The organism is Stenotrophomonas sp. PE591 (assembly GCF_018320795.1).
GTDB lineage: Bacteria > Pseudomonadota > Gammaproteobacteria > Xanthomonadales > Xanthomonadaceae > Stenotrophomonas > Stenotrophomonas maltophilia.
In genome coordinates this window covers 374,317-401,136 of the sequence record NZ_JAAOKO010000001.1, presented here as the reverse complement: position 1 = coordinate 401,136, position 26,820 = coordinate 374,317, and the positions used below count along the sequence as shown (strand labels likewise).

Below are 26,820 nucleotides of genomic sequence, written 5' to 3'. Positions count from 1 at the left end.
CAGAGCCCGGCGATTCGCACCCCGTCTGGTGGAGAGCCCCCCTTCTGTTAAGGGGGGCGCGCCAATGGCGCGGGGGACAGGAGGTAGGTCGGGACCCGCTGCTTGCGCAGCAAGCCGTGGCGCACCTTCGGTGGTCAGTTCTTAGAACTGACCGCCGAAGGTGAATTGCAGGCGTTCGATCTTGTCGCCGTCTTCCTTCTTCAGCGGGAACGCGTAGCTGATCGAGATCGGGCCGACCGGGGCGCGCCACAGCAGGGCGACACCGGTGGAGACGCGCAGTTCGTTGGCCTTGAAGTTCTTGGTGCCGTTGTAGACGTTGCCGAAGTCGACGAAGGCCGACACGCGTGCAGACGGGCTGTCGAACAGGCGCGGGAAGTAGGCTTCGACCGAACCGACGGTCTTCAGCGAACCACCCAGCGGCTGGCCTTCCGGGTAACCGTCGGTGGCTTCGCGCGGGCCGAGGGTGTTGTCCTCGAAGCCGCGTACCGAGTTGGTACCACCGGCATAGAAGTTTTCGAAGAACGGCAGGCCGCTGGCGGTGACGGTACGGGTGGTGCCATCGGCATTGGTGATCGTACGGGTGTAGTCCTTGCCGTAGGCGTCGCCGTAGCCCACTTCGGCGCGGGTGTTGATCACCAGCGACGGCATGATCGGCCAGTACTTGCTGATCTGGTAGTTCAGCTTGTAGTACTCGATGGTCGAACCCGGCAGGGTGGTTTCCAGGCCGACGCGCTGGTAGGTGCCGCGGGTCGGCATGAAGTAGTCGTTGCGCGAGTCGCGCGCCCAGCCCAGTTCCGTGCGCCAGGCATGGAAGGTGCGCGAACCGACCGCATCGATGTAATCGATGATCGAGGGCGGGGTCGAGCCACGGTAGGTCGTGATCTGGTTGCTGTCGATGCCGAACATCAGCGAGACGGTGTCGGTCTCGGTCAGCGGCACGCCGAATACCACCTGCGCAGAACCATTGGTGCTGTTGTACTGCGCGGTGTTGAAGTCGGAGTAGTCCAGTTCACGCCAGGACAGGTTGTAGCCCAGCGAAACGCCGTCGTCGGTGAAGTACGGGTTGGTGTAGCTGAAGCCGTAGCGCTGCAGGTAGCTGCTGCGCGAGGCTTCGACCGACACGCGGTTGCCGCCGCCGAGGAAGTTGTTCTGCGACAGCTGCACCGAGGTGGTCATGCCGTAGGACTGCGAATAGCCCAGGCCGAACACGAAGCTGCCGGAGGTGGTTTCCTTGACGTTGTAGACGACGTCGACCTGGTCGTTGCTGCCGCTGACGGCCGGGGTCTCGACGTCCACCGACTCGAAGTAGCCCAGGCGCTGCAGGCGGATCTTGGAGCGGTCGATCGCGGCCTGCGAGTACCAGCTGTTCTCGAACTGGCGCATTTCGCGACGCATCACTTCGTCGGAGGTGCGGGTGTTGCCACGGAACAGGATGCGGCGCACCGACACGCGCGGGCCGGGCACGACCTGCATGTTGATCCCTACCGTCTGTTCGGCACGGTTGGTGGTCGGGATCGGGTTCACCTTGGCGAACGCGTAGCCGATGTTGGACAGCGAGTTGGTGATGGTGTCCGAGCTGAATTCCAGCAGGGCACGCGAGAACGTGTCGCCCGGCTTCTGGATCACCATGCGCTCGACGTCCTCCTGCGGAAGGATGGTGTCGCCGCTGACCTTGATCTCGGAGATCTTGTACTGCGCACCCTCGGTCACGCCCGCGGTGAGGAACATGTCGCGCTTGTCGGGGCTGATCGAAACCTGGGTGGAATCGATGCTGAAGTCGACGTAGCCGCGGTCCAGGTACCACGAGTTGAGCTTTTCCAGGTCGCCGGACAGCTTTTCCTTGGAGTACTGGTCGTCACGGCGGTACCACGACGCCCAGTTGTGCTCCTTGGACTCCCAGGTCTCCAGGATGTCCTTGCTCTCGAACTTCTCGGTGCCGACCAGGTTGACGTGGCGGATCTTGGCCGCCTTGCCTTCCTTGATGGCGATCGCGATGTCCACGCGGTTGCGGTCCAGCGGGCTCACGGTCGGGGTGATCTCGACGGTGTACTTGCCGCGGTCGTTGTACTGGCGGCGCAGTTCCTGGGTCACGCGGTCCAGGCTCAGGCGGTCGAAGGTGCCACCCTCGGTCAGGCCGATGTCGGACAGACCCTTGAGCAGCTGCTCGGACTTGATGTCCTTGTTGCCGGTCACGGTCAGCTTGTTGATCGCCGGGCGTTCCTTGACGGTCACCACCAGGATGCTGCCCTGGCGGTCCAGCTGCACGTCTTCGAAGAAGCCGGTCTTGTACAGCGCGCGGATGGTCTCGCCGACCTTGTTGTCAGTGATGGTCTCGCCCCGTTCCACCGGCAGGTAGGTGAACACCGTGCCCGAGCTGATGCGCTGCAGGCCATCGACGCGGATGTCGCTGACAGTGAAGGGCTCGGCTGCCTGGGCCAGGGCGGGAGCGCCGGTGACGGCGGCGAGGGCGAGGGCCAGCAGGCGGCGATTGGGGAGTCGCGTCATGTCACGTCCGGTAGGAAGGTCGATTTCATTGGTGCGGGATGCCGACGCTGTAGACGGCAACAACGTGGAAAAGTTCATCGCGGGACCAGGCCGAGGATGTCGTTGTAGAACGCCAACCCCATCAGCCCGGCCAGCAACGCCAGGCCGATGTATTGGCCGGCGGCGATGGCACGCTCGCTCAGCGGGCTGCCCTTGACCAACTCGATAAGGTAATACAGCAGGTGCCCGCCGTCCAAGATCGGGATCGGCAACAGGTTGATGATGCACAGGCTGAGTGACAGCAGGGCAAGGAACTGCAGGAACCAGTCGAGGCCGCGTTTGGCCGAGACATTGGCCACGCGGGCGATGGTGACCGGCCCGGAAACGTTCTGCAGCGAGGCTTTGCCGGTGACGATGCGGGCCATCATGCCCAGCGAATCGGCGGCAAGCCGGCCGGTTTCACGTACGGCGACGGTCACTGCATCCAGCGGCCCATAGCGCAGCAGGGTGTCGTAGGAGGGGCTGTAGGTGGTGGGGAAGCCGACGCCGATCTGCCAGACCGGGTTGCCCTTGCCATCCTTGCCCTGGCGGGGCGTGACTTCCAGTGCAAGGCGTTCACCGCCTCGCAGGACCTCGATCATGCCGGGGCCTCCGGCACGGCCGAGGGCCTGGATCTCGCCGATCACCTGGTCGACGCTGTCGATGCGCTGGCCGTCGATCGCCACGATCAGGTCGCCCGGCTGCAGCAGCCCGGTGACCACCGAATCGGCGGTGAGCGAGTCGACCAGTGCCGGCTGCAGCCACGATTGCCAGTACAGGCCGGCCAGGATCGGTACCCGTCGTTCATCGAAGCCGGCGGGCAGCTGCGACAGCGGCAGGGTGCGCACGCGCACCTGGTCCGCAGGGTCGAGTACCTCAAGCGTGACGTCGCGGCGATCCATCGCGGCGGCGGTCAGCGCCATGCTGGCCTCGCCCAGGGTGGCGACGTGGCGCTCATCCACCCGCAGAACGCGGTCACCGCTGAGCAGTCCGGCGCTGGCGGCGATGCCGTCAACCCGGCCGATCGTCGGCGAGTAGTCCTGCTTGCCGATCACGAACATCGCCCACAGCAGCAGGATGCACAGCAGCAGATTGGCGATCGGCCCTGCAGCAACAATGGCGATGCGCTGCCACACGGTCTTGTGGTTGAAGGCCTGGCCGCGCTCGTGGGGATGGACCTCGACCTCACGTTCGTCGAGGAACTTCACGTAGCCACCCAGCGGGATGGCGGCAATGGCGAACTCGGTGCCGTGCCTGTCGCGGCGCGACCACAGCGGACGGCCGAAGCCGACCGAGAAGCGCAGGATCTTGACCCCGCAGAGGCGGCCGACCCAGTAATGCCCGAACTCGTGGAACGTGACCAGCAGCCCGAGGCTGACAATCATCCACCAGACCGATCCGAGGAAGTCAGTCATGCAGGCTCACAGTGGCGGGCAGGGGCGGCGTCATGCTGGGCGAGGCGGTCGTTCAGGCGGCGTCGATGGCGTTCAGGGTGAGCTGGCGTGCCCGCTGGTCGGCGGACAACAGGACCTCCAGTGTATCGGCTGGCTGGGTCGGCAGTGTTGAAAGAGCGTTAGCAACCAGCTCCGGGATGGTCAGGAAACCGATCCGGCCCTGAAGAAATGCTGAAACCGCCTCTTCATTGGCGGCGTTCAGCACCGCCGGGGCAGTACCGCCGGCCTGCATGGCCTGCCAGGCCAGCGCCAGGCAGGGGAAGGCGTCGGTGTCAGGCGCCTCGAAATCCAGCCGGCCCTGCGCCAGCAGGTCCAGCCCGGCCACGCCCGATTCGATGCGCTGCGGCCAGCCCAGGCCGACCGCCAGGGTGGTGCGCATGTCCGGCAGGCCCATCTGGGCCAGGGTCGAGCCGTCGACGAATTCGACCAGCGAATGGACCAGGCTCTGCGGGTGCACCAGCACCTCGATGCGCTCGCCGGGCACCGAGAACAGATGGTGCGCCTCGATGACTTCCAGGCCCTTGTTCATCAACGTCGCCGAATCGACCGAGATCTTCGGGCCCATCGACCACTTCGGGTGAGCCACGGCCTGGGCCGGGGTGACCTCGGCCAGCTCGGCGCGGCTGCGGCCGCGGAACGGGCCGCCCGACGCGGTCAGCAGGATCCGGCGCACGCCGGCGCCGTCGATGCTGGCGTCGCGCGAACGCAGGCACTGGAAGATCGCGCTGTGCTCGCTGTCGATCGGAATGATCTCGGCGCCGGCGCGCTCGGCGGTGCGGGTCAGCAGCTCGCCGGCCAGTACCAGCGATTCCTTGTTGGCCAGCAGGATGCGCTTGCCGGCCGCAGCGGCGGCGAGGGTCGAGGACAGCCCTGCAGCACCGACAATGGCCGCGACGACCGTGTCGCAGGCATCGCTTGCTGCCAGCTGGTCCAGTGCGGCATGACCGGCGTGGGCCTCGGTCGACAGCCCGGCATCGCGCAGGCCGTCGCGCAGTTCGGTGAACAGCGCTTCGTCGGCGATGACCGCGTGCGCCGGCTCGTGTTGGCGGCACAGGGCCAGCAGTGCCTGCACCTGGCGGCCGGCGGCCAGCACCGTGGCCTGGTAGCGCTGCGGGTGGCGGGCGATGACGTCCAGCGTGGAGGCACCGATCGAGCCGGTGGCGCCGTATACGGCGACCCGGCGCAGGTCTGCGACAGCATTCATGGTCAGAACCCGAAGATTTCCTTGCCCAGCGCGAACACCGGCACGGCGGCGAGGACGCCGTCGACGCGGTCGAGCACGCCACCATGGCCCGGAATCAGGTTGCCCGAGTCCTTGGCACCGGCGTGGCGCTTGATCAGGCTTTCGAACAGGTCACCCAGCACCGACGCGAATACGGCCACCACCGAGGTGATCAGCAGGCCCGGCAGGTGCGCGATGTCGATGCCGGCCAGCCAGCCCAGTCCGAGGGCCACGGCGACACCGGCCAGCAGGCCGCCGAACAGGCCTTCCCAGGTCTTGTTGGGGCTGATCCGCGGCGCCAGCTTGTGCTTGCCGAAGTGACGGCCGGCGAAATAGGCGCCCGAATCGGCTGCCCAGACCAGTGCCAGTGCCGCCAGCAGCCACAGGTGGCCCTGCTTGCCTGGCGGGTCACCGCCAGCGTGGATCAGCACCAGCGCTGCCCAGGCAGGAACGATCGCCAGGGTGCCGGCCAGCATCTTCACGATCCGGGAGGGGGCCGTCGGCTGGGCGCCAAAGTTGAAGAAGCGCAGCCAGGCCAGCGCCGCCAGCCACCAGGCAACACCCGCCAGTGTGGTGATCTGGAACAGCACCAGCGTGCTGCCATCGGCCCACACCAGCAGCACCATCAGCAGCAGGTTCAGCACCAGCAGCACGGTGCGCGCGAGGGTGTCTTCGATGCCGGCCAGCTTCAGCCATTCCCACAGGCCGATCAGCAGCACGGCGGCGGCGGCGGCGGCCAGCCATTGCGTCGGCAGCAGCAGGATCGCGGCAATGGCGAGCGGCGCCATGATCAGCGCGGCGAGGACTCGGGTCTTGGTCATGGGCTGGAGGTCTCGGTGGCCAGTGCGGCGATCTGGGCGCTGGTCAGACCGAAACGACGCTCGCGGCTGCCATAGGCATCCAGCGCCTGCTGCAGCAGGGCGGCATCGAAGTCCGGCCACAGCGCCTCGGTGAACCACAGCTCGGTGTAGGCCAGTTGCCACAGCAGGAAGTTGCTGATGCGGGTGTCGCCACCGGTGCGGATGAACAGATCCGGCGGCGGCAGGTCGGCCAGGGCGACCTGGCTGCCCAGCAGCGATTCGTCGATCTGTTCGGGCAGCAGGCGTCCTGCGGCGACTTCAGCGGCCAGCGCGCGCGCGGCGCGGGCGATGTCCTGGCGACCGCCGTAACTGGCGGCGATCGACAGGGTCAGGGTGGTGTTGTCGGCGGTCCGCTGCTCGGCCAGCTGCATGCGGCTGACCAGGCCGGCACCAAAGCGCTCGCGTTCGCCGATGAAGCGTACGCGCACGCCGCGTCGGTGCAGTTCGTCCACTTCGCGGTCGAGCGCGCCGAGGAACAGCTTCATCAGGGCGTCGACTTCTTCCTGCGGCCGGCCCCAGTTCTCGCTGGAAAACGCGAACAGGGTCAGCGCCGGAATGCCCAGTTCAAGGCAGCGCTCGATGGTGCGGTTGACCGCGCGCGCGCCGGCACGATGGCCGATCACGCGCGGGCGGCGGCGCTGCTGTGCCCAGCGCCCGTTGCCATCCATGATGATGGCGACGTGGCGGGGCAGGGTGGCCGGCAACGGAGGCGGGACTGAAGGCATCGACTTCAGACCGACAGCAGTTCTTTTTCCTTGTCGGCAACGACCTTGTCGACGTCCTTGATGTTGGTGTCGGTCAACTTCTGGATGTCGTCCTCACCGCGCTTCTTCTCGTCCTCGCTGATCGCCTTGTCCTTGACCAGCTTGGCGATTTCCTTGTTCGCGTCCTGACGGATGTTGCGGATCGCGATCTTGGCGCCTTCGCCTTCCTTCTGCACCTGCTTGACCAGCTCCTTGCGGCGCTCTTCGGTCGGCGGCGGCATGTTGATGCGGATCGCGGTGCCCAGCGTGTTCGGGGTGAACTCGGCGTTGTAGAGACCCTTCTCGATCTCCTTGATCATGCCCTTGTCGAACGGGGTGACCAGCAGCGAGTGCGCATCGGCGTTGGAGATCGAGGCAACCTGGTTCAGCGGGGTGCTGGCGTTGCCGTAGGCATTGACCGTCACGCGGTCCAGCAGGGCCGGCGTGGCACGCCCGGTCCGGATGGAGGTGAGGGTGTGCTTCAGAGCGTCGATGCTCTTGGCCATGCGCGTCTGCGCGTTGTTCTTGATGTCGTTGAGCATCGCCCGGTCCTGGATGTATCTGGAATCGGGCGATTATAGGCGAATACGGGACGCTGCCGGGCCTGAATCGGCCCGGTTGTCGCCGCGCGCTCAGGCTCAGGCCGGATCGCGGCCCTGGACCAGGGTGCCGATGTTCTCGCCGTTGAGGATCTTCAGCAGCTCGCCCGGCTGGCCCATGTCGAACACGCGCATCGGCAGGTCGCTGTCGCGGGCCAGTGCGAAGGCGGCGGTATCCATCACTTCCAGGCCGCGGCGGATCACTTCGTCATAGCTCAGGCTGTCGAAGCGGACCGCATCGCTGTGCTTGTTCGGGTCCTTGTCGTACACGCCATCGACCTTGGTGGCCTTCAGCAGCAGGTCGGCACCGATCTCGATCGCGCGCAGGGCGGCGCCGGAGTCGGTGGTGAAGAACGGGCTGCCGACGCCGGCGGCGAAGATCACCAGGCGGCCCTTTTCCAGGTGGCGGATGGCGCGGCGGCGGATGTAGTCCTCGCACACGTCGTTGATCTTGATCGCGCTCATCACGCGCGCCTTGGCGCCCAGCTTCTCCAGGGCGTCCTGCATGGCCAGGGCGTTGATGACCGTGGCCAGCATGCCCATCTGGTCGCCGGTGACCCGGTCCATGCCGCCTGCGGCCAGGCCGGCGCCGCGGAAGATGTTGCCGCCGCCGATCACCAGGGCCACTTCGGCACCGGCCTGCTGGGCTTCGATGACCTCACGGGCCAGGCGGTTGATGATCTTCGGGTCGATGCCGTAGTCCTCATCTCCCATCAGCGCCTCCCCGGACAGTTTCAGAAGGATGCGGCGATAGGCGAGCTTGGACATGGGGACCTCGGGTGCGTGGAAATCGCGGGCGATTCTACGCGCATGCGGCGTCGGGCCATAGTGTTTTGTGCACTGCGGCGTAAAATCCTGGCGTTCGCCCCGGTCATCCGGGGCTTCCGGTTCAGCCCAGCTCGGCGCCCGCGGTCGCTGACAGCTCGTCGTGGCCGAGGGCGCCGGGGGAGCGCGCGATCACCCGGTTGCGGCCGAGGTTCTTGGAGCGGTACAGCACGTCGTCGGCGGCGCGCAGCAGGTCCTGCACGTCGGCGAAGCGTTCGTAGCCGCCCTGGGTGGCCACGCCGGCGGAGAAGGTGACGAACAGCGGGCCGCCTTCCAGTTCGGCCATCGGCGTGGCAACGATGTTGGCCAGCACCCGGCGGATCACGTCCAGTGCTACCGTTTCGCTGGTGTTGGGCAGCAGCGCGACGAACTCCTCGCCGCCGAAGCGGGCCACGGTGTCGCTGTGGCGCAGCTGGCCCTGCAGTTTGCCGGCAAAGGCCCGCAACACCTCGTCACCGGTCAGGTGGCCATGGGCGTCGTTGATCTTCTTGAAGTCGTCCAGGTCGATGAAGGCCACCGACAGCGGCCAGCCCTGGCGGCCGGCGCGCAGGAATTCCTGCTCCAGCACGGCTTCCAGCTGGCGCCGGTTGAGCACGCCGGTGAGGGCATCTCGATGGGCCTGGTCGGCCAGGCGCTTGGCCCGGGCTTCGAATTCGTCGGCGCGGCGACGGGCCTGGTCGGCATCCTGCAGTTCGCGCAGGTTGCGCAGGGTGGCCAGCTCCTGCGCGTGGTCGATCAGCTCGCGCACCCGCGAGGGGGAATTCAGGCCGGCCTCGAACAGGCTGGCGATGTCCGGCAGGGCCTCGCTGATGCGGGTCAGGACCTGGTCGAAACGGGCGCTGTCCAGTTCAAGGCGGTCATGCACCTGCTGCAGGGCGCGCTCGCGGGCGGCATCGGCGTCATCGTCCAGCCAGATGTCGGCCACGGCACCGGACAGCTGCACGCAGGCCTGGAACGGCGATTCCGCGGCGTCCAGGTCTTCGCTGTGGCTGATGCTCTCCACCAGGTAGCGCGGCAGGCCCCACTGCTCGGCCACCCAGGCGCCGACCTCGGCGTGGCTGCAGCCCAGCTCGTCGCGCTCGCGCGCGACCAGGTCGATGTTGTCGCGTGCTTCGCGCAGCAGCGGCAGGTAGCGCTCCGATTCGGCCTGGGCCAGGCACAGTACGCCCAGGTCCTGCAGCAGGCCGGCCAGCATCAGTTCTTCCAGCCGGCGCAGGCCGCGGGCCTGGCCTAGCTGGCTGGCAGCCAGCGCGCTGAGGATGCTGCGCTTCCAGGCGCGTTGGCGCAGGTCGTGGTCGGCGCCGGTGCCGCCGGTCAGCCCCTGGGTGACGGTGAAGCCGAGGGCCAGGCTGATCGTGGCATTCAGGCCGAGCATGGTCAGTGCCTGGCCGAGGTTCTCGATCCGGCGGCGGCTGGCGTACAGCGGCGAATTGGCGATGCGCAGCATGCGAGCGCTCAGCGCCATGTCGATGGCGATGATGTCGGCGGCGGTGGCGATATCCGCTTCCGGGTCCTGTGCCAGTTCGATGATGCGCAGGGCAATACCGGGTGGCGAGGGCAGGTTGCGGCAGAGCGCCAGGGCAGCTGTCAGCTCGGGAGGCATGTCGGGTCGTTCAATTCCATTGGGACAAGAATACCTAGGAATGCATCACAGTCCGCGATTTTCGTTCCTGCTAAATGACTGTTGATTCCCTGTGCCGAGTATCGGCTTGATTCGCGCGCAACGCAAAGGTGCCGCTGTGCGCACCCCACAGGGCCGCCGGCATAAAAAAAGAGCCGCGGTCTCCCGCGGCTCCTTCTGGTTGCTTCACAGCCGGAAGGCTGGAATCAGACCTGCATCGCCTTGGCAACTTCGGCGGCGTAGTCTTCCACCACCTTCTCGATGCCTTCGCCGACGATCAGCAGCTTGAAGCCAGCAACATCGGCGCCAGCGGCCTTGACCACCTGCTCGACGGTGGTGTCGCCCAGCACGTAGGTCTGGCCGTACAGGGTCACGTCGCTGACGATCTTGTTGATCTTGCCGCTGATGATCTTTTCCAGGATGTCGGCCGGCTTGGCCTTGTCCTTTTCGGACATCTTGGCCAGCTCGATTTCCTTTTCCTTCTCGACGAAGTCGGCCGGAACGTCCGCAGCCTTGTTGTGCGGCGGCTTCAGCGCAGCCACGTGCATGGCCAGGCCACGGGCCAGCTCGACGTCGCCGCCGATCAGATCGACCAGCACGCCGACCTTGCCGTTGGTGTGGACATACGCACCGATGTTGCCGGTGGTGTCGACATTCACCATGCGACGGATCTGGATGTTCTCACCCAGGGTCTGCACGGCGGTGGCGCGGGCTTCTTCAACGGTGCGGCCATCGGCCAGCTTGGCAGCCTTCACGGCTTCGACGTCGGTGGCGCCCGATGCCAGGGCGGCAGCGGCAACGGCATTGACGAAGGACTTGAAGTTGTCATCGTTGGCGACGAAGTCGGTTTCCGAGTTGACTTCGACCAGCACGGCCTTGCCGCCATCCTGGGCCAGGCCCAGACGGCCTTCGGCGGCCACGCGGTCAGCCTTCTTGTCGGCCTTGGCGGCGCCGGACTTGCGCATGGCTTCAGCAGCAGCGTCGATGTCGCCGTTGGCTTCGGTGAGCGCCTTCTTGCATTCCATCATGCCGGCGCCGGTGCGCTCGCGCAGTTCCTTGACCAGGGAAGCAGTGATTTCCACGGGATTACCTCACGAAAGAAAGGGGTTGGGCCGGCATGGTGGCCGGCCCGTGTGACACGGTCCTGTCACGCGCCAAAGGCTGCGCGCAGGGAGGGTGGACGCCGGGCGTCCACCCCGGGCCTGGATCAGGCCTGGGCGTCGTCGCCCTTCTTGGCAGCCTTCTTGGCCGGAGCGCGGCGGGCCGGCTTCTCTTCGCCTTCAGCAGCGGCTTCAGCGAACTCTTCCTCACGCACCGAAGCAGCATGCGGAGCAGCAGCCTTGCCTTCCAGCACGGCGTCGGCAGCGGCGCGGGCGTACAGCTGCACAGCGCGGATGGCGTCGTCGTTGCCCGGGATGGCGTAGTCCACCAGTTCCGGGTTGTAGTTGGTGTCGACCACGGCGATGACCGGGATGCCCAGCTTCTTGGCTTCCTTGATCGCGATGTCTTCGTGGCCGATGTCGATCACGAAGATGGCGTCCGGCAGGCGGTTCATGTCCTTGATGCCGCCCAGCGAGGCTTCCAGCTTGTCGCGCTCGCGACGCAGGCCCAGCACTTCGTGCTTGACCAGCTTCTCGAAGGTGCCGTCGGTTTCACCGGCTTCCAGTTCCTTCAGGCGGGCAACCGACTGCTTGACGGTACGGAAGTTGGTCAGGGTGCCGCCCAGCCAGCGCTGGTTCATGAACGGCATGCCGCAACGCTCGGCTTCTTCCTTGATGGTTTCGCGGGCGCTGCGCTTGGTGCCCAGGAACAGGACGGTGCCGCGCTTCTGGGCAACCGACGAGATGAAGTTCATCGCATCGTTGAACAGCGGGACGGTCTTTTCCAGGTTGATGATGTGGATCTTGCCGCGGGCGCCGAAGATGTACGGAGCCATCTTGGGGTTCCAGTAGCGGGTCTGGTGGCCGAAGTGGACGCCGGCTTCCAGCATCTGACGCATGGTGACCTGGGGCATTGCAATACTCCTGATATGGAACCAGCGATTCCGCCCGCGGGGATAGGTATGCGGGACGCGTGGAAGCGCGATCGGTTCCGGGGTTGGGCTTCCCTGTTGCCTCCGTGGCCGAACTCCTTGCGGAGCACCCCGGCACGGATGGGGGCAGCAGGTGTGGATTCACCGGTGACGTCCGGTGTGGACGGGTTCCCGCGCACGCAGGCGGCAGGAATCCGGTCGATTATAGCCCGCTCGGTGCGCTGGCTGCAATTGCCGGGCCTGGAGCGACCAGATCGACCATCCGGCCATCCTGCAGCCGGGCCTGGAAATGACCGCCGGCGTAGCCATCAGCGCGGGCGGGCAGGGCCCAGCGGCGCTCATGGCCGGCCAGCAGATACCCGGCCAGACCGGGCAGCAGCAGGATGCGCTGACCGCCGCTGGTGATGTACGCGAGATCGTTCAGGCGTGCGTGCAGGGTACCGGTGTTGCTCAGTCGCAGGAAGGTATGTGACTGGCCGGGTTCGATCCCTGCATGCAGCCGCGATTGGGCCATTGGTGTGGCGTGCCCGCGGAACAACGGCAGCGAATAGCGCTGCAGGCCTGGCGTAGCGGGGGCCAGGACGACCCGATAGGCCTGTTCGCCGACAGCGGATGCCGGCTGGCGTGGCAGCAGCCAGATGCGCTGTCGGACGCCTGGCGGGATGTCGAGCAGGGTGGGGCTGGCGAGCACCTGGTCGGTGGGACGCAGCACGTCGGCGTCGGTCTGCTGGTCCCACGACAGGATCTGTACCCGGCCCTGCCAGCGGCCGGGGCCGGGGTTGAAGAGCCAAAGTTCGCCCTGGCCACCTTCGGCGGGCAGCTGCAATGTGGTCGGCAACAGGTCCAATGCCGCGGCAGGCAACGCCAGCAGCATCGCCAGCAGGGTCAGCAGTGCCCGCATCAGTAGATGACGGTCACCGCGGACGTTGTGTCTTCGCCGTCGGCGGGAGGCGCGAGCTCGCGGACCTGGGGCGGAAGTTGCGGTGTGTCGCTGCGCTGGTGGGGGGCGGGGCAGTGGGTGCTGCCGGGGTCATCGCGGCAGGCTTCGACCACGGTCAGGCGGATCTGCAGGTTGCTGGGGCCGGGTTCGGCCCACGCCGATGTGCTGGCGAACAGTATCGCCCCGATCAGAAATGCGCGAGCCACCTGGCAACCACCGTGCTGAAAGATCTCGCTGCGCGGTATCGGCTGGATCGGCCGAATCTGTAGCGTCGATTGTCAGTCGACTGCTCCTGGCACAGGAATGATGCGCGCATCCACGCATGACGTGGATCTGCCGAAACCCCGGTGGGTGCCGACCGTTGGTCGGCCCGCCGGTCAATAGGTGATGGTCACCTGCACCACATCGTTGTAGATGCCGGCCGGGGGCTGGCCGGTGACCGGCGGCACCCGGCCATAGATGGTCAGCTGCTGCGCGCTGCCACTTCCGGTGCCGCCAACGGTATCGACGTTGAGGGTGTTGCCCCAGCGCAGGCTGCGCGCGGCATCGCGGTACAGCTCGTAGGTGAGGTAGTAGGTGCTGCCGCCGATGGTGGTGGCCATGCGCCGCGTGCTGGTGGCGGAGGGGTTGTTCTGGCCGTTGTTGAGGCTGACCTGGTAGGCCGTGTTCTTCAGGCAGGTCAGGGTCAGGGTGGCGGTCCGGTCGATGTTGGCGGGAATGCCGCCGGTGACGTTGCCGAAGTCCATGTTGGTGGTGACGTAGCTGCCGCACTGCGGCAGCACGTTGGCGGTGGCGGTGAAGCTGAAGGCGTTGCTGATGCTGTCGGTGCCGGTGGCGCCGCCGTTGCAGTTGGCGGGCACCGTGGCATTGCCGAGCAGGACCTCGTTCCAGGCCCAGGTCAGCACCACGTTGGCGCCGTTGAAGGTGCTGCTGTAGGCGCCTGACGCCAGGATCTGATTGGCGGGGATCTGTGCGGACAGCTGCGTGGTCTGCGTGCCGCTGCCGCCGGTCAGGGGCACGTTGTAGGTCAGGGTCAGCTCCTGCGCCGGCGGCGAGCCGCGCGGGGTCAACCCGGTTACCTGGCTGAAGTTGGAGGTGTTGTAGAGCTGGAAGTTCATGCTGTCGCTGGTGCTGGTCTTCATCGTCCGCCAGCTGGAGCTGCTGCCGCCGCCGCTGCCGGCGCCGATGCCCACGCAGACCCGCACGCCGGTAGTGGCCAGCACGCTCAGCGCGGCAGTGGTGCAGGTCACGGTGATGTTGAGCGTGCCGGTGGTTGCACCGGGGGCATTGCTGTTGACGTTGCCAAACGGCAGCGTCGGGTCGGCGACGGCGACGCACACCGCGACGGCGCGGGCCGGTGCCGCCGCCAGCAGGCCGGCGACCAGCAGCAGGCCGAGCAGCAACGTCCTCATGGCGCTACCTCCGGGATGCACGCCAGCGGTGCCGGCTTCGGCCGCGCGCCGGAAGCCACCACCTTGGGCACGTCCGGTACCTTCACCCTGCATTGCCCGCGGCTGGTGGTGATGTACAGCACGCTGCCGGCGGACACGTCTTCCAGGTACAGCAGCCCGTCATAGCCCACCAGCGCCTGTCGCCCGTCCGGCAGCTGCACCTCGCTGCCGACCTCCAGCGGTTGCCCGTCCATGCCGTGCAGGGTCAGGTTCAACGACGGCCGCGAACGCAGCGCGAAGGTCACGCGGGTGCCGGCGCGTTGGCGGGGTGTCACCCAGTCTTCGATGCGATCGGCGCGCATGTCCTCGGGCAGGTCCAGGGTGTCGATGGAGACGCGGTTGCGCTGCCAGGACAGCAGTGGGCTGACCAGCAGCAGGCCGCGATCATCGGTCACGCCGATCAGCCGGTTTTCCAGCCGCACCGGCACGCCGCCCACGCCGTTGGTGCTGATGACTGCGAACGCGTCGGAGACTTCGCGGGTGGCGAAGGCATGCCCGCCCATCCACACCAGGCTGCCACTGGCGCTGGCGTAGGCATAGTTCAGGCCGCCCTGGCGCGAGGCGCCGAATGAGTAGCGACCGACGTCATTGAGGATGCCGACTTCGGCCAGGCCGCCATTGCCGTCCTCGCCATGGCGCACCTGCGCGCGCCAACCGACGCCGCCGGCGCTGCCGTCGCCGGGTACCGGCTGGGTCACGTCCGCTACCCAGCTCTGGCTGTCGCCGTTGCGCTGGCTGGAGAGGCTGGCCTGGCGGTTGTTGCCCAGGCTGGCGGTGACCGACAGGTAGATGCTGCGGTCATCGCTCTTGTCCAGGTTCTGGTTCACCGACAGGTAGGCCGACCACCGCTGGCTCCAGGTGCGTGACCAGAACAGGCTGGCGTAGCGGTTGTCGTCTCCGTCGGGATAGCGCAGGCGCAGGTAGCTGGCGCTGAGCGTGCCCAGCCGCAGCAGATCGGCGCCGACCGTGGCCTGTTCACTGATGCTCGGCGGCAGGTTGCCCTGCAGTGCGCCCAGGTCGCGGTAATCGCCATGGCTGCGCACGCTGCGCAGATTGAAGTTGAGTCGGCGGTTGTTCCAGCTGTAGCCCAGTGCCCATTGCCCGCCCTGCAGGCCGTGATAGTCACTGTGCGCATAGGCGGCGTTGAACACGCCCGCGCCGCCGAGCAGCCACCAGCCGCCGATGCCGGCCTGGGCCAGGCCGCCGCCGCCTTCGGCATGTGCTTCGCCGGTAAATGTGTCGCTGATACCGCCTCGCCAGCTGGCACTGGCCACGGTGCGATCGTCGTAGGCGAAGGAACGCTGGCCGAAATCCTCACGCAGGCGGCCAACGCCGGCCGACCAGTCCGACAGGCCCTTGGCCAGCAGCTGCTGGGTGCCATAGAAACTGAAATCCAGCGTCTGCATGCGCCCGAATGCATCGGTCACCACCACCTGTGCGCTGCCGGTGCCGCTGATGCCGGGTTGCGCGGCCAGCTGGAACGGACCGACCGGCACCTGCCCGCTGTACTGGCGCAGGCCATCAACGTACAGCTCGACCGTGGACGGCACCACCGCCTGGCCGAGGAAGCTGGGCGTGGGGGTGAGTACGCGATACGGCTGCAGGCCGTAGTTGCGGCCGATCTGCAGGCCACCCAGGCGCACCGGACGGGTCCAGTCGACGAAGCCGCTGTAGAAATCGCCGACCTCCAGCGTCATCGCCTTGTCGGGGAAATCCAGGCTCCAGCGCGTATCCAGACGCACGCTCTCACCGCGCCAGCGACGGTCGCCGGGCTGCTGGTAGCGCCGGCTGATCGCTGTGTTCTCGACGGTGCCGTTGCCGATCCCGAACAGGCGCAGCTCCGAGCTGAGGCTGAGGTTGCCGAGCATGTCGACCCGGCTGCCATACAGGTCGTAGTTCAGCAGCAGGCCGGGCGAGGCGGTGCTGGCCGGTGCCCGGGTCTGCGGCTGGCTGAGCACGGTGGTCGGCAGGGTCAGCTGGTCCAGCGGCACGTCCAGGGCCAGGGTCTGCATATGCGCGTCGTAGCGCACAACGGCCCCGCTGATCTGGTCCAGATAGACCGGCGCATCGCCGCGGGCGCTGAAGCCGAGCTGGCGCAGCACTTCCGGACTGGCCTGCAGCCGGCCAAGGGTTTCAGTGAATGGCAGCAGGCCGCGGGGCGTGCTGTTGAGCGAGACGTCCAGGTACAGGGTCTGGCTGGCGGTCAGGGGCGTGGGGGCGGGCAGGATCGCGTCGGCCGACACCCCGGAGACGTCCGCAGCCCCGGCGGCAGCCACGCCGGACACATCGGCGGCTTCGGTCGCCGCAGGAGCCAGGGCAGCAAACAGCGCGCCCATCAACGCCTCAGCGAGCCGGTGGCGGCGACAGCGGCGTCTGTTCCGACTCGCCATTGAGCTTGGCCGTGATCTGGTCGTTGTCGCGGTCGATGGCCGTGCGCTCGATCGGCCAGCGCATCACCTGCCCGGGCAGTACATAGCCCAGCAGACCGGGGTGCACGATGCGCGGGCGCTGGACGCTGCCCAGCGCCAGGTCGGCGATCTGTGCATAGCTGTTGCCGGTGTTGGCCACCTCCACGCCGTTGCGTCCGTCCTGCAGCCGCACCAGGCTGGCCTGCAGGCGCGGCGCCAGCTTGCCGCCCGAGGGTTGCACGAACACCGGTATCGAATAGCGCAGCACGAACTGCATGCCGTTGGCGCGGGTCGCCAGATCAGGCACCTCGTCGACGATCAGCCGGTAGTACTGCTGTGCCGCAGGCGGTTCGTGGTTCGGGCGCATGACCCGCACCAGCTGCTGCTGGCCCGCCCCCAGTTCCTGCATCGGAGGGGTGGCCAGCAGTTCCTCGGTGGGCAGCAGTTGTTCCTGGCCATCCTGCTGTACCCAGCGGAAGACCCGCACCTGCAGCGTGACCGGCGAGGTGCCACTGTTGGTCAGCCACAGTTCGCAGGCGCGCTGGCGGGCCTCAAGCTGCAGGCTGGTGGGGGCGACCTGGAGGCTGGTGGCACCGGCAGGGGCTGCGGCCAGCAGGGAGAGGGCGAGCAGCGCCACGCCGGTGGCGCGCCACGGGCGGGGTCCGGCCATGCGGGCGTGCTCCATCAATAGGTGATCGTGGCGGTGACCGTATCCAGGTAGTTGCCGGTGGCCGGGTTGTTGGTGCTCAGGTTCAGGATCTGGCCGTAGACGATGTAGGGCACGGCCAGGCCAGTGCCGATGCCGGCCTGGGTGTTGGTGCCCGAGGTCGCACCCCAGACCAGGGTATGAGCGGCGTCCTGGTAGAGCTGGTAGCCAACGAAGTTGTTGGCGGTCACCGCGGCGTTGGTGTTCTTCATCCGGCGGGTGGTGACGTCGTTGGCGGTGCTGGCATTGGCGCCCGCGTTCAGCGAAATCGTGTACGGGGTCAGGGCCGAGCATTGGGCGGTCACCGTGCCCTGGCCCAGGGTGGGGGTCGCCGTGGTCGAGGCCGCCGTGCCGAAGTCAACGTTGGTGGCCGCCGCCGCCGTGATGGTGCAGGCCTTGGTGACCACCAGGGTCACGTTGAAGGTCGTGGTGTCGGCGGCCAGTGCGGGGCCGGCCAGCAACAGTCCGGTCAGGACCCAGGCGAGCGGTGAGCGGAACGTGGATCGCATGGACAACCTCCCTGACCCGAAGGTCTGTTGAACAAGGCGAAGGCGGCAGGTTCGGGGCCGCTTTGACAACGGTCGTGGCCAGCTTCTGCGGGTAAGTGTCTGTAATCCGTGATAAACAGGCGTGCGAAAGGGTGGAGATCGTCACGCTTTCACTTTCCTTGCCGGAACCGTGCATGCCCCCGGATCGCCAGTTGGGTGGCGTTCGTTCAGATTGCAGCGGGATCGGCGATAATGGGCGCCATGAGCGTGAATCTGAAAACCCCGCAGGAAATCGAGATGATGCGCATCGCCGGCCGCCTGGCCAGCGAAGTGCTCGACATCGTCACCCCCCACGTCAAGCCCGGTGTCACCACCGAGGAGCTGGACCGCATCTGCCACGACCACATCGTGAACGTGCAGGGCGCGATTCCGGCCAACGTCGGCTACCGCGGCTTCCCGAAGACCGTGTGCACCTCGGTCAACAACGTCATCTGCCACGGTATTCCCAGCGAAGGGAAGGTGCTGAAGGATGGCGACATCATCAATATCGACGTTACCGTCATCAAGGACGGCTGGCACGGCGACACCAGCCGCATGTACTTCGTCGGCACGCCGTCGGTGATGGCCCGCCGCCTGGTGGAAACCACCTACGAAGCGATGTGGCGCGGCATCCGTGCGGTGCGTCCGGGCGCAACCCTGGGCGACATCGGCCATGCCATCCAGAGCTATGCCGAAGGCGAGCGTTTCAGCGTGGTGCGCGAGTACTGCGGCCACGGCATCGGCAAGGTCTACCACGACGAGCCGCAGGTGGTGCATTACGGCCGCCCGGGCCAGGGCCTGGTGCTGCAGCCGGGCATGACCTTCACCATCGAACCGATGATCAACGAGGGCACCCGTTACAACAAGGTGCTGCCGGATGGCTGGACCGTGGTGACCAAGGACCGCAAGCTGTCGGCGCAGTGGGAGCACATGATCGCGGTCACCGAGACCGGCGTCGACGTGCTGACGCTGTCGCCGGGCGAGTCGCAGGTCTCCTGAGGATGCTGCCGGCGAGTTCGCTGCTGGACACGCCGGCCGCGTCGCTCAACGACCCGGACTGGGCTGCTGCCGCGCGCCAGGCGCTGCAGCAGGCTGACGCGCGCCTGTACCGCCGTTTCGACCAGGGCGACAACATCGAGCGCCTGCTGGCGTTGCGCGCGCGTGCCGCCGACCATCTGATCCGCCTGGCGTGGCAGCGCTGCCTGCCAGTCGATAGTGGCCTGTCGCTGTTCGCGGTGGGCGGCTATGGGCGCGGTGAGCTGTTCCCGCGCTCGGACATCGACCTGCTGGTGTTCGGCGGCCCGTCGGCACAGCTGGCGCACGAAGCGGCACTGGCGCGCCTGTTTGCGCTGCTGTGGGATTGCGGTCTGGCGGTCAGCCATGCGGTGCGTTCTGCATCCCAGTGCCGCGAGGCGGCGACGGACCAGACCGTGCTGACCGCGCTGATCGAGGCGCGCCCGATCCTGGCCGATGATGCGGCGCGCCGCGCGCTGCGCGAGGCCATCGACGACCGCGAACTGTGGCCGGCACGCGCGTTCTTCCTGGCCAAGCTGGAAGAGCTGCGCAACCGGCACCAGCGTTTCGGCGATACCGCCGACAACCTGGAGCCGGACCTGAAGGATGGCCCCGGTGGCCTGCGCGATCTCAACACGCTGGGCTGGATGGCTCTGCGTGCCTTTGGCGTGCGCGACCTGGAAGCCCTGGTCGGGCTAGGCCATCTGGGTGCCGACGAAGCCGCGGCGCTCAAGCGCGAACGTGCGGTGCTGGCGCGGTTGCGCTTCGGCCTGCACCTGGTAGCACGTCGCCCGGAAGAGCGCCTGCGTTTCGATTACCAGAAGACCCTGGCCGCGCGCCTGGGCTTCGAAGACGATTCCGAGAACCTCGGTGTCGAGAAAATGATGCAGGGCTTCTACCGCGCCGCGCTGGTGGTGCGCCGGATCAGCGACCGCCTGCTGCAGCGCTTCGAGGAACAGTTTGATGGCGAAGCGCAGCCGGAACCGCTGACCGTGGGCTTCTCGCTGCGCCGCGGCTACCTGGCCGCCAACGAGGCCGACTGGCCGCGTGGCGATATCGGCCAGGTGTTTGCGCTGTTCTCCAGCTGGGCCAACAATCCGCAGGTACGCGGCCTGCATTCGCTGACCGCGCGCGCGCTGGCCGAAGCGCTGCCGCTGCTGCCGGCCTACGACCAGGCCGACACCGACGCGCGCGAGCAGTTCATGACCCTGCTGCGTGGCCAACGCCCGGTCGATACGCTTTCGCGCATGGCGCGGCTGGGCGTGCTCGGCCAGTGGATTCCCGCGTTCGCCCAGGTCAGCGGGCGCATGCAGTTCGACCTGTTCCATGTCTATACCGTCGACCAGCACACGCTGATGGTCCTGCGCAACATCGGCCTGTTCGCCAGCAGCCGTGCCGACGAACGCTTCTCGATCGCCCATGAAGTCTGGCCGCGCCTGCGCAAGCCGGAACTGCTGCTGCTGGCCGGCCTGTTCCATGACATCGCCAAGGGCCGCGGCGGCGACCATTCCGAACTGGGCGCGGTCGATGCGCGCGCGTTCTGCCAGGCGCATGCGCTGAGCACGTCCGATACCGAACTGGTGGCGTGGCTGGTCGAACAGCACCTGCGCATGTCGGTGACCGCGCAGAAGCAGGACATCGCCGACCCGGTGGTGATCCATCGCTTCGCCACCCTGGTGGGCAGCCGCGACCGCCTCGACTATCTGTACCTGCTGACCTGCGCTGATATCGCCGGCACCAGTCCGAAGCTGTGGAACGCGTGGAAGGACCGCCTGCTGGCCGATCTGTATTTCGCCACCCGGCGCGCGCTGCGCGAAGGGCTCGAGCATCCGGTACCGGCGGCCGAGCGCGTGGCAGAGGCGCGCGACAGCGTGCGCGCACTGGTGCGCGAGCAGGGTTACGACGACGCCACCATCGACCGCCAGTTCGCCGTGATGCCGGATGAGGGCTTCATTCGCCTGCGCCCTGAGCAGCTGGCCTGGCAGGCCGCCGCGCTGGTACCGGTGAAACAGGGCCAGACGCTGGTGAAGGTGCGCCGCATCAGTGTCGACGACCCGGCACTGGAAGTGTTCGTGCATTCGCCGGACCGCGACGGCCTGTTTGCCGCCATCGTGATGACCCTGGACCGCAAGGGCTACGGGATCCATCGCGCGCGCGTGCTGGATGGCCCGGCCGACACCATTTTCGATACCTTCGAAGTGAACCCGGCCGACAGCTTCGCCGATGGCAGCAGCGCCAACCTGGAGGCCGCGCTGCGCGAGGCGCTCAGTGGTGACCTGTCGCGCCTGCGCCCGTCGCGTCGGGTGGTGCCACGCCAGCTGCGCCATTTCCGCTTCGCGCCGCGCATCGAGTTCCGCGATGAACCGGGCGCAACCCGTTTTGCCCTGGTCGCACCCGACCGCCCCGGCCTGCTGGCCGACGTGGCGTTCGTGCTGCGCAACCAGGGCCTGCGCGTGCATGATGCACGCATTGCCACATTCGGCGAACGCGCCGAAGACACCTTCGTGATCAGTGACGAACACGACCTCCCCCTGACTGAACCTGCCCGGCAGCAGCTGCATGACGCGATGCTGGCCTGCCTGGACCCTGATCGAAACGCCGGAGACCCCGCCTGATGGCCACCAAGCCTGTTAAGAAGACTGCTGCCACCGCCAAGAGCGCAGCGGCCAAGAAAACTGCCGCCGTGCCGGCCGCGAAGAAGGCTGCCGCGCCGAAGAAAGCCGCGGTGGTGAAGGCGCCGGCGAAGAAGGTGGCGGCACCGAAGAAGGCCCCGGCCAAGAGCGCAGAAGCCGCACGCGCCGAAACCATCGCCCGCAAGTCGCTGCGCAAGCCGGCCGCGCCGGGCGTGGAAGAACTGAAGTTCGGCATCGAAAGTGCCTTCGAACGCCGCGCCACGCTGACCCTTCACGAACTGGAAGGCTCGACCAGGCCGCTGGTCAACCGTGTGATCGATGGCCTGGAAAGCGGCGAATTCCGCGTTGCCGAACCGGACGGCCACGGTGGCTGGAAGGTCAACGAGTGGCTGAAGAAGGCCGTGCTGTTGTACTTCCGCGTCAACGACATGGCCGTGGTCGACGCACGTCCGGCGCCGTTCTGGGACAAGGTCGAATCGCGTTTTGCCGGTTATGACGAAGCGAAGTTCCGCCGTGGTGGCGTGCGCGTGGTGCCGGGCGCGATTGCCCGCCGCGGTACGTACTTCGGCAAGGACGTGGTGCTGATGCCGAGCTTCACCAACATCGGTGCCTATGTCGGTGAAGGCACCATGGTCGATACCTGGGCCACCGTGGGTTCGTGCGCGCAGATCGGCCAGCACTGCCACCTGTCCGGCGGTGCCGGCATTGGCGGCGTGCTGGAACCCCTGCAGGCCAGCCCGACCATCATTGAAGACCACTGCTTCATCGGTGCGCGTTCGGAAGTGGTGGAAGGCGTGGTGGTCGGACACCACAGCGTGATCGGCATGGGCGTGTTCCTCAGCCAGAGCACCCGCATCTACAACCGTGCCACCGGCGAGATCACCTACGGCTACATCCCGCCGTACAGCGTGGTGGTGTCCGGCTCGCTGCCGAGCAAGGACGGTACGCATTCGCTGTACTGCGCGGTGATCGTCAAGCAGGTTGATGCCAGGACCCGCAGCAAGACCAGCGTCAACGACCTGCTGCGCGGCCTGGCCGACTGAAGGTGGCTGCGCCGGAGGATCTGGCGCAGTCCGCGATCTACCGGCATCCGTCCGACACCCTGTTGGGGCGGATGCTGCCGCGCCCGCTGCACGCCATGCGCTGGACCCGACTGCGCCGCGCACTGTCGCGGCGCTGGCCGATGCCGGCGCCGCCTTCGGTGGCCATCAGGCCCTCCTGCGTTTCCTCACCTGCCAGGACGAGGCCATCGCCCGCACCTGCGACTGTCGCTGGGCCAGCACCCGCGTCGCGCTGCCGGTAGACCTCGACAACCTGCAGCCGCTGCGCCTGGAACGCGAGCTGCAGTGCCCGCGCCTGCAGGCGATGGGCGTGGCGCTTGCATCGGGCCTGGCCTTCCGCTTGCCGAGAGTGCCGTTCCGGGTCGTGTCCGAGCGCCTGTTGTGAGATTCTGGCCCTCTGTTTTCCAGCATCACAGATGGCCATGAGCACCACTGTCTACGGTTTGAAGAACTGCGATACCTGCAAGAAGGCGACCAAGTGGCTGGACCGCTTCGGCGTGCCGTACACCTTCGTCGACTACCGCGAGAACAAACCCAGCCCGGAAATGCTGCTGGAATGGGCCGCGCAGCTGGGGGGGCTGGCGGCGATGGTCAACAAGTCCTCCACCACCTGGCGGCAGCTGCCGGACAACCGCAAGGCTGCGGACTCCGAGGCCGAATGGAAGCTGCTGCTGCGCGAGTATCCGCAGCTGATCAAGCGCCCACTGGTGGTCACCGCCGATGGCAAAGCCAGCCAGGGTTTCAGTGACAATGGTTTCAAGGCACGCTTCGGCGTGGGCGACGCATGAGCGCGGTCCTCGACCTGACCTGCGAGCTGATTGCGCGACCTTCGGTAACGCCGGACGATGCTGGTTGCCAGGCGCTGTTGGCGGCGCGGCTGAAGCAGGCCGGATTCCAGTGCGATCATCTGCGCCTGGGCGACGTTGACAATCTGTGGGCGACCCATGGCCAGGGCGCGCCGGTGCTGGTTCTGCTGGGCCACACTGACGTGGTGCCCACCGGCCCGCGCGAGTCCTGGACCAGCGACCCGTTCACCCCACAGATCCGCGATGGCGTGCTGTATGGGCGCGGTGCCGCCGACATGAAAGGCAGCGTGGCGGCGTTCGTGGTGGCCGCCGAGCAGTTCGTCGCCGACCATCCCGACCATCCCGGCACGCTGGCGGTACTGCTGACAAGCGACGAGGAGGGCGATGCCATCGATGGCGTGCGCCACGTTGCACGCCTGTTCGCCGCACGCGGGCAGCGCATCGACTGGTGCATCACCGGTGAGCCGTCGTCGACCGCGACGCTGGGCGATCTGCTGCGCGTGGGACGTCGCGGCAGCCTGTCGGCCAAACTGCGCGTCCAAGGCGTGCAGGGCCACGTGGCGTATCCGGAAAAGGCACGCAACCCGATTCACCAGGCGGCGCCGGCCCTGGCAGAACTATGCGCGCGGCGCTGGGACGAAGGCTACGAGAGTTTCCCGCCGACCAGCCTGCAGATCTCCAACATCCACGCCGGCACCGGTGCCAACAACGTGATTCCCGGTGAGCTCGACGTGGATTTCAACATCCGCTACAACCCGCACTGGGATGCGCCGAAGCTGGAGGCGGAGATCACCGCACTGCTGGAACGGCATGGCCTGCAGTACACGCTGAAGTGGCATCGCAGCGGCGAGCCGTTCTACACCCCGGAAGGCACGCTGCGCGCCGCCGCGCGTGCGGTGCTGGCCGAGCACATCGGCCGCGCGCCAGAAGAAAGCACCGGCGGCGGCACCTCCGATGCACGCTTCATCGCGCCATTGGGCGCGCAATGCATCGAAGTAGGCCCGGTCAATGCCAGCATCCACCAAGTGGACGAGAACGTGCGCGTGGACGATCTGGAAGCGTTGCCGGGGCTGTACCAGCGGCTGGTGGAACGGCTGCTGGTGTGAGGAGGGTGGATGCCGATCGTCGGTCGGCACACCTTCCGCAGGACTGCAGCCGGGCCCTGGTCCGAAAAGATGAGTAACGGCGGCATGATCGCCTTTTCCCAGTAGCTTGGCGCGGCCATGTAGAAGCGCTGCGCCTGGGGCCTGGCGAACAAGCCGGCCGCCGCTGGCAGGGCCGAAGGCGGGTGAGGGTCTGGCAGGCGCCAGGCCCAGGCAGGGCAGGGCAACCAGTGCCCTGGTGCCTCGGTTGCCGCCGCAACTGTTGCGCCGCGCTGGAAACCGGGGTAGGGTCGATGCCATGTCGATCCGCCTGGCCACCGCCGTCAACAACAACAACCGCAATAATCTGCGCGCGAATAATCGTGCGCGGCCGATGCGGGACTGCGCCCTGGGTAGATAGACAGCAACACACGCCCGGACACCAGAAAACCCGCATCAGCCGATGCGGGTTTTTTTGTGCCCGGGCGCAGCCTACCCGGGCCTGGATGGCCGGTCGAACACCTTCCCACCCGTGAAATTCCCCAACAGGAGCTCCCCCATGTGTTCGATCTTCGGAATCTTCGGCCTGCAGGCCGGTGACGATCTTCCCACCCTGCGCCGCCACGCGCTGGAACTGTCGCAACGCCAGCGCCACCGTGGCCCGGATTGGAGCGGCGTGTACCTCGACGAAGGTGCGCTGCTGGTCCATGAACGGCTGGCCATCGTCGATCCGGCCGGTGGTTCGCAGCCGCTGCTGTCGGCCGATGGCCAGCTGGCGCTGGCGGTGAACGGCGAGATCTACAACCACCAGGCGTTGAAGGCGGCGCTGACCACCACCTACGACTTCCAGACCGGCTCGGACTGCGAGGTGATCAACGCGCTCTACCGCCAGGGCGGCGCGCCGGCGCAGTGGCTGGAACAGCTCAACGGCATCTTCGCCTTCGCGCTGTGGGACCGTGACAGTGGACGCGTGCTGGTGGCGCGCGACCCGGTCGGTGTGGTGCCGCTGTACTGGGGCCACGACGCCCAGGGGCGCTTGCGCGTGGCCTCGGAAATGAAGGCGCTGGTCGATACCTGTGCCGATGTCGCGCAGTTCCCGCCGGGCCACTATTTCGACAGTGCCAGCGGTGAGCTGGTGCGTTACTACCAGCAACCGTGGCGCGACTATGCCGACGTGCAGGGTCGCCAGGCCGATCTGGCCGAACTGCGCCAGGCCTTCGAGCACGCGGTGGAACGCCAGTTGATGAGCGACGTGCCGTACGGCGTGCTGCTGTCCGGTGGCCTGGACTCGTCGCTGGTGGCGGCGGTAGCCGCGCGCTATGCACGTCGCCGCATCGAGGATGGCGGGCAGACCGAAGCCTGGTGGCCGCGCCTGCATTCGTTCGCGATCGGCTTGAAGGGCTCGCCCGATCTGGCTGCCGCTGCCATTGCTGCCGAAGCGCTGGGCACCGTGCATCACGGCTTCGAATACACCTTCGAGGAAGGCCTCGATGCACTGCCGGAAGTGATCCGCCACATCGAGACCTATGACGTCACCACCATCCGCGCCTCGACGCCGATGTTCCTGCTGGCGCGGCGGATCAAGGCGATGGGGGTGAAGATGGTGCTCTCCGGCGAGGGCAGCGACGAGATCTTTGGTGGCTACCTGTATTTCCACAAGGCACCGGATGCGCGTGAATTCCACGAGGAGCTGGTGCGCAAGCTCGACGCGCTGCACAACTACGACTGCCTGCGTGCCAACAAGTCGATGATGGCCTGGGGCGTGGAGCCGCGCGTGCCGTTCCTGGATCGTGAATTCCTCGACGTGGCGATGCGCTTCGATGCTGCGCACAAGATGGTCGGTGCCGGGTTCGGTGGCCGTCGCATCGAGAAGGCGGTGCTGCGCGAGGCATTCGACGGCTACCTGCCGGACAGCATCCTGTGGCGTCAGAAGGAGCAGTTCAGCGATGGCGTCGGCTATGGATGGATCGACGGCCTGAAGGCGCATGCCGAGGGGCAGGTGAGTGACCGCGTGCTGGCGGCGGCCGACAAGCGCTTCCCGCACAACCCGCCGCAGACTAAGGAGGCGTATTACTACCGCCACCTGTTCGAGCAGTTCTTCCCCAGCCGTGCGGCCGCGGAGACCGTGCCGGGCGGCAAGTCCATCGCCTGCTCCTCGCCGGCGGCCATTGCCTGGGACGCCAGCTTCGCCGCCGCTGCCGACCCTTCGGGACGCGCGATCGCCGGCGTGCACGAGCAGGCACTGGCCTAAGCCCCAAAAAGGGGACGGAGGGGATTAAGTCGTAAGTGGCATAAACGACTTAATCCCCTCCG

The 26,820-nt window shown here is 67.1% G+C and carries 23 protein-coding genes; 7 read left to right on the top strand and 16 right to left on the bottom strand.

Going from position 1 to position 26,820, the window contains the following annotated elements; translation table 11 throughout:
- Window positions 1-141: 141 nt before the first annotated feature.
- The 16 genes from bamA to JLDANKMP_RS01990 all read right to left on the bottom strand — a co-directional run bounded on the left by bamA (window position 142) and on the right by JLDANKMP_RS01990 (window position 17,893).
- Window positions 142-2,505, bottom strand: coding sequence for an outer membrane protein assembly factor BamA (bamA, locus tag JLDANKMP_RS02065; RefSeq protein ID WP_005408739.1), 2,364 nt, complete (start codon window positions 2,503-2,505; stop codon window positions 142-144).
- Between the two features lie 74 nt (window positions 2,506-2,579).
- Window positions 2,580-3,938, bottom strand: coding sequence for an RIP metalloprotease RseP (gene rseP / locus JLDANKMP_RS02060; protein WP_212560403.1), 1,359 nt, complete (start codon window positions 3,936-3,938; stop codon window positions 2,580-2,582).
- A 52-nt stretch (window positions 3,939-3,990) separates the two neighbouring features.
- Complete coding sequence (locus JLDANKMP_RS02055; RefSeq protein ID WP_062607490.1) at window positions 3,991-5,181, bottom strand: 1-deoxy-D-xylulose-5-phosphate reductoisomerase; 1,191 nt, start codon at window positions 5,179-5,181, stop codon at window positions 3,991-3,993.
- 2 nt (window positions 5,182-5,183) lie between these two features.
- Entirely contained in the window at window positions 5,184-6,020 is an 837-nt protein-coding gene (locus JLDANKMP_RS02050; RefSeq protein ID WP_005408742.1) for a phosphatidate cytidylyltransferase, read from the bottom strand.
- Window positions 6,017-6,784 (bottom strand): polyprenyl diphosphate synthase, encoded by a 768-nt coding sequence (uppS, locus tag JLDANKMP_RS02045; RefSeq protein WP_005408743.1) that lies wholly within the window; start codon window positions 6,782-6,784, stop codon window positions 6,017-6,019. The genes JLDANKMP_RS02050 and uppS overlap by 4 nt, the downstream gene beginning before the upstream one ends.
- A gap of 5 nt (window positions 6,785-6,789) precedes the next feature.
- On the bottom strand, window positions 6,790-7,344 hold the full coding sequence (gene frr / locus JLDANKMP_RS02040; protein ID WP_005408744.1) for a ribosome recycling factor: 555 nt from the start codon (window positions 7,342-7,344) through the stop codon (window positions 6,790-6,792).
- Between the two features lie 96 nt (window positions 7,345-7,440).
- Entirely contained in the window at window positions 7,441-8,169 is a 729-nt protein-coding gene (gene pyrH / locus JLDANKMP_RS02035) for a UMP kinase (RefSeq protein WP_005408745.1), read from the bottom strand.
- A gap of 121 nt (window positions 8,170-8,290) precedes the next feature.
- On the bottom strand, window positions 8,291-9,829 hold the full coding sequence (locus JLDANKMP_RS02030) for a GGDEF domain-containing protein (RefSeq protein WP_005412741.1): 1,539 nt from the start codon (window positions 9,827-9,829) through the stop codon (window positions 8,291-8,293).
- Between the two features lie 224 nt (window positions 9,830-10,053).
- The gene (gene tsf, locus JLDANKMP_RS02025; RefSeq protein ID WP_005408747.1) at window positions 10,054-10,929 is read right to left on the bottom strand and encodes a translation elongation factor Ts; all 876 of its coding nucleotides are present in this window, start codon (window positions 10,927-10,929) and stop codon (window positions 10,054-10,056) included.
- A gap of 125 nt (window positions 10,930-11,054) precedes the next feature.
- On the bottom strand, window positions 11,055-11,861 hold the full coding sequence (gene rpsB, locus JLDANKMP_RS02020; protein ID WP_005408748.1) for a 30S ribosomal protein S2: 807 nt from the start codon (window positions 11,859-11,861) through the stop codon (window positions 11,055-11,057).
- 220 nt (window positions 11,862-12,081) lie between these two features.
- Window positions 12,082-12,780: a molecular chaperone gene (locus JLDANKMP_RS02015; protein ID WP_212560402.1), complete on the bottom strand. Its 699-nt coding sequence runs from the start codon at window positions 12,778-12,780 to the stop codon at window positions 12,082-12,084.
- Complete coding sequence (locus tag JLDANKMP_RS02010; protein ID WP_005412744.1) at window positions 12,780-13,025, bottom strand: hypothetical protein; 246 nt, start codon at window positions 13,023-13,025, stop codon at window positions 12,780-12,782. Before JLDANKMP_RS02010 ends, JLDANKMP_RS02015 begins: the two co-directional genes overlap by 1 nt.
- A gap of 171 nt (window positions 13,026-13,196) precedes the next feature.
- On the bottom strand, window positions 13,197-14,231 hold the full coding sequence (locus JLDANKMP_RS02005; protein ID WP_212560401.1) for a spore coat U domain-containing protein: 1,035 nt from the start codon (window positions 14,229-14,231) through the stop codon (window positions 13,197-13,199).
- Window positions 14,228-16,606 (bottom strand): fimbria/pilus outer membrane usher protein, encoded by a 2,379-nt coding sequence (locus JLDANKMP_RS02000; protein WP_212560400.1) that lies wholly within the window; start codon window positions 16,604-16,606, stop codon window positions 14,228-14,230. The genes JLDANKMP_RS02005 and JLDANKMP_RS02000 overlap by 4 nt, the downstream gene beginning before the upstream one ends.
- 7 nt (window positions 16,607-16,613) lie before the next feature.
- On the bottom strand, window positions 16,614-17,363 hold the full coding sequence (locus JLDANKMP_RS01995) for a molecular chaperone (RefSeq protein WP_212560399.1): 750 nt from the start codon (window positions 17,361-17,363) through the stop codon (window positions 16,614-16,616).
- The gene (locus tag JLDANKMP_RS01990; protein WP_005412747.1) at window positions 17,363-17,893 is read right to left on the bottom strand and encodes a spore coat U domain-containing protein; all 531 of its coding nucleotides are present in this window, start codon (window positions 17,891-17,893) and stop codon (window positions 17,363-17,365) included. The genes JLDANKMP_RS01995 and JLDANKMP_RS01990 overlap by 1 nt, the downstream gene beginning before the upstream one ends.
- 240 nt (window positions 17,894-18,133) lie before the next feature.
- Between JLDANKMP_RS01990 and map the strand changes: the two genes are divergently transcribed.
- From map to asnB, 7 genes are all read left to right on the top strand, one after another.
- On the top strand, window positions 18,134-18,910 hold the full coding sequence (map, locus tag JLDANKMP_RS01985; RefSeq protein WP_010486307.1) for a type I methionyl aminopeptidase: 777 nt from the start codon (window positions 18,134-18,136) through the stop codon (window positions 18,908-18,910).
- A 2-nt stretch (window positions 18,911-18,912) separates the two neighbouring features.
- Window positions 18,913-21,540, top strand: coding sequence for a [protein-PII] uridylyltransferase (locus JLDANKMP_RS01980; RefSeq protein ID WP_212560398.1), 2,628 nt, complete (start codon window positions 18,913-18,915; stop codon window positions 21,538-21,540).
- Window positions 21,540-22,601 (top strand): 2,3,4,5-tetrahydropyridine-2,6-dicarboxylate N-succinyltransferase, encoded by a 1,062-nt coding sequence (dapD, locus tag JLDANKMP_RS01975; protein WP_005408756.1) that lies wholly within the window; start codon window positions 21,540-21,542, stop codon window positions 22,599-22,601. The genes JLDANKMP_RS01980 and dapD overlap by 1 nt, the downstream gene beginning before the upstream one ends.
- Window positions 22,543-23,004 (top strand): hypothetical protein, encoded by a 462-nt coding sequence (locus JLDANKMP_RS01970; protein WP_227832916.1) that lies wholly within the window; start codon window positions 22,543-22,545, stop codon window positions 23,002-23,004. The genes dapD and JLDANKMP_RS01970 overlap by 59 nt, the downstream gene beginning before the upstream one ends.
- Before the next feature lie 31 nt (window positions 23,005-23,035).
- Window positions 23,036-23,407 (top strand): arsenate reductase, encoded by a 372-nt coding sequence (locus JLDANKMP_RS01965; RefSeq protein ID WP_005412750.1) that lies wholly within the window; start codon window positions 23,036-23,038, stop codon window positions 23,405-23,407.
- A complete protein-coding gene (dapE, locus tag JLDANKMP_RS01960) occupies window positions 23,404-24,531 on the top strand; it encodes a succinyl-diaminopimelate desuccinylase (RefSeq protein WP_099479633.1) in 1,128 nt (375 codons plus the stop codon). Before JLDANKMP_RS01965 ends, dapE begins: the two co-directional genes overlap by 4 nt.
- Window positions 24,532-25,066: 535 nt before the next feature.
- The gene (gene asnB / locus JLDANKMP_RS01955; RefSeq protein ID WP_099497543.1) at window positions 25,067-26,758 is read left to right on the top strand and encodes an asparagine synthase B; all 1,692 of its coding nucleotides are present in this window, start codon (window positions 25,067-25,069) and stop codon (window positions 26,756-26,758) included.
- Window positions 26,759-26,820 lie beyond the last annotated feature (62 nt).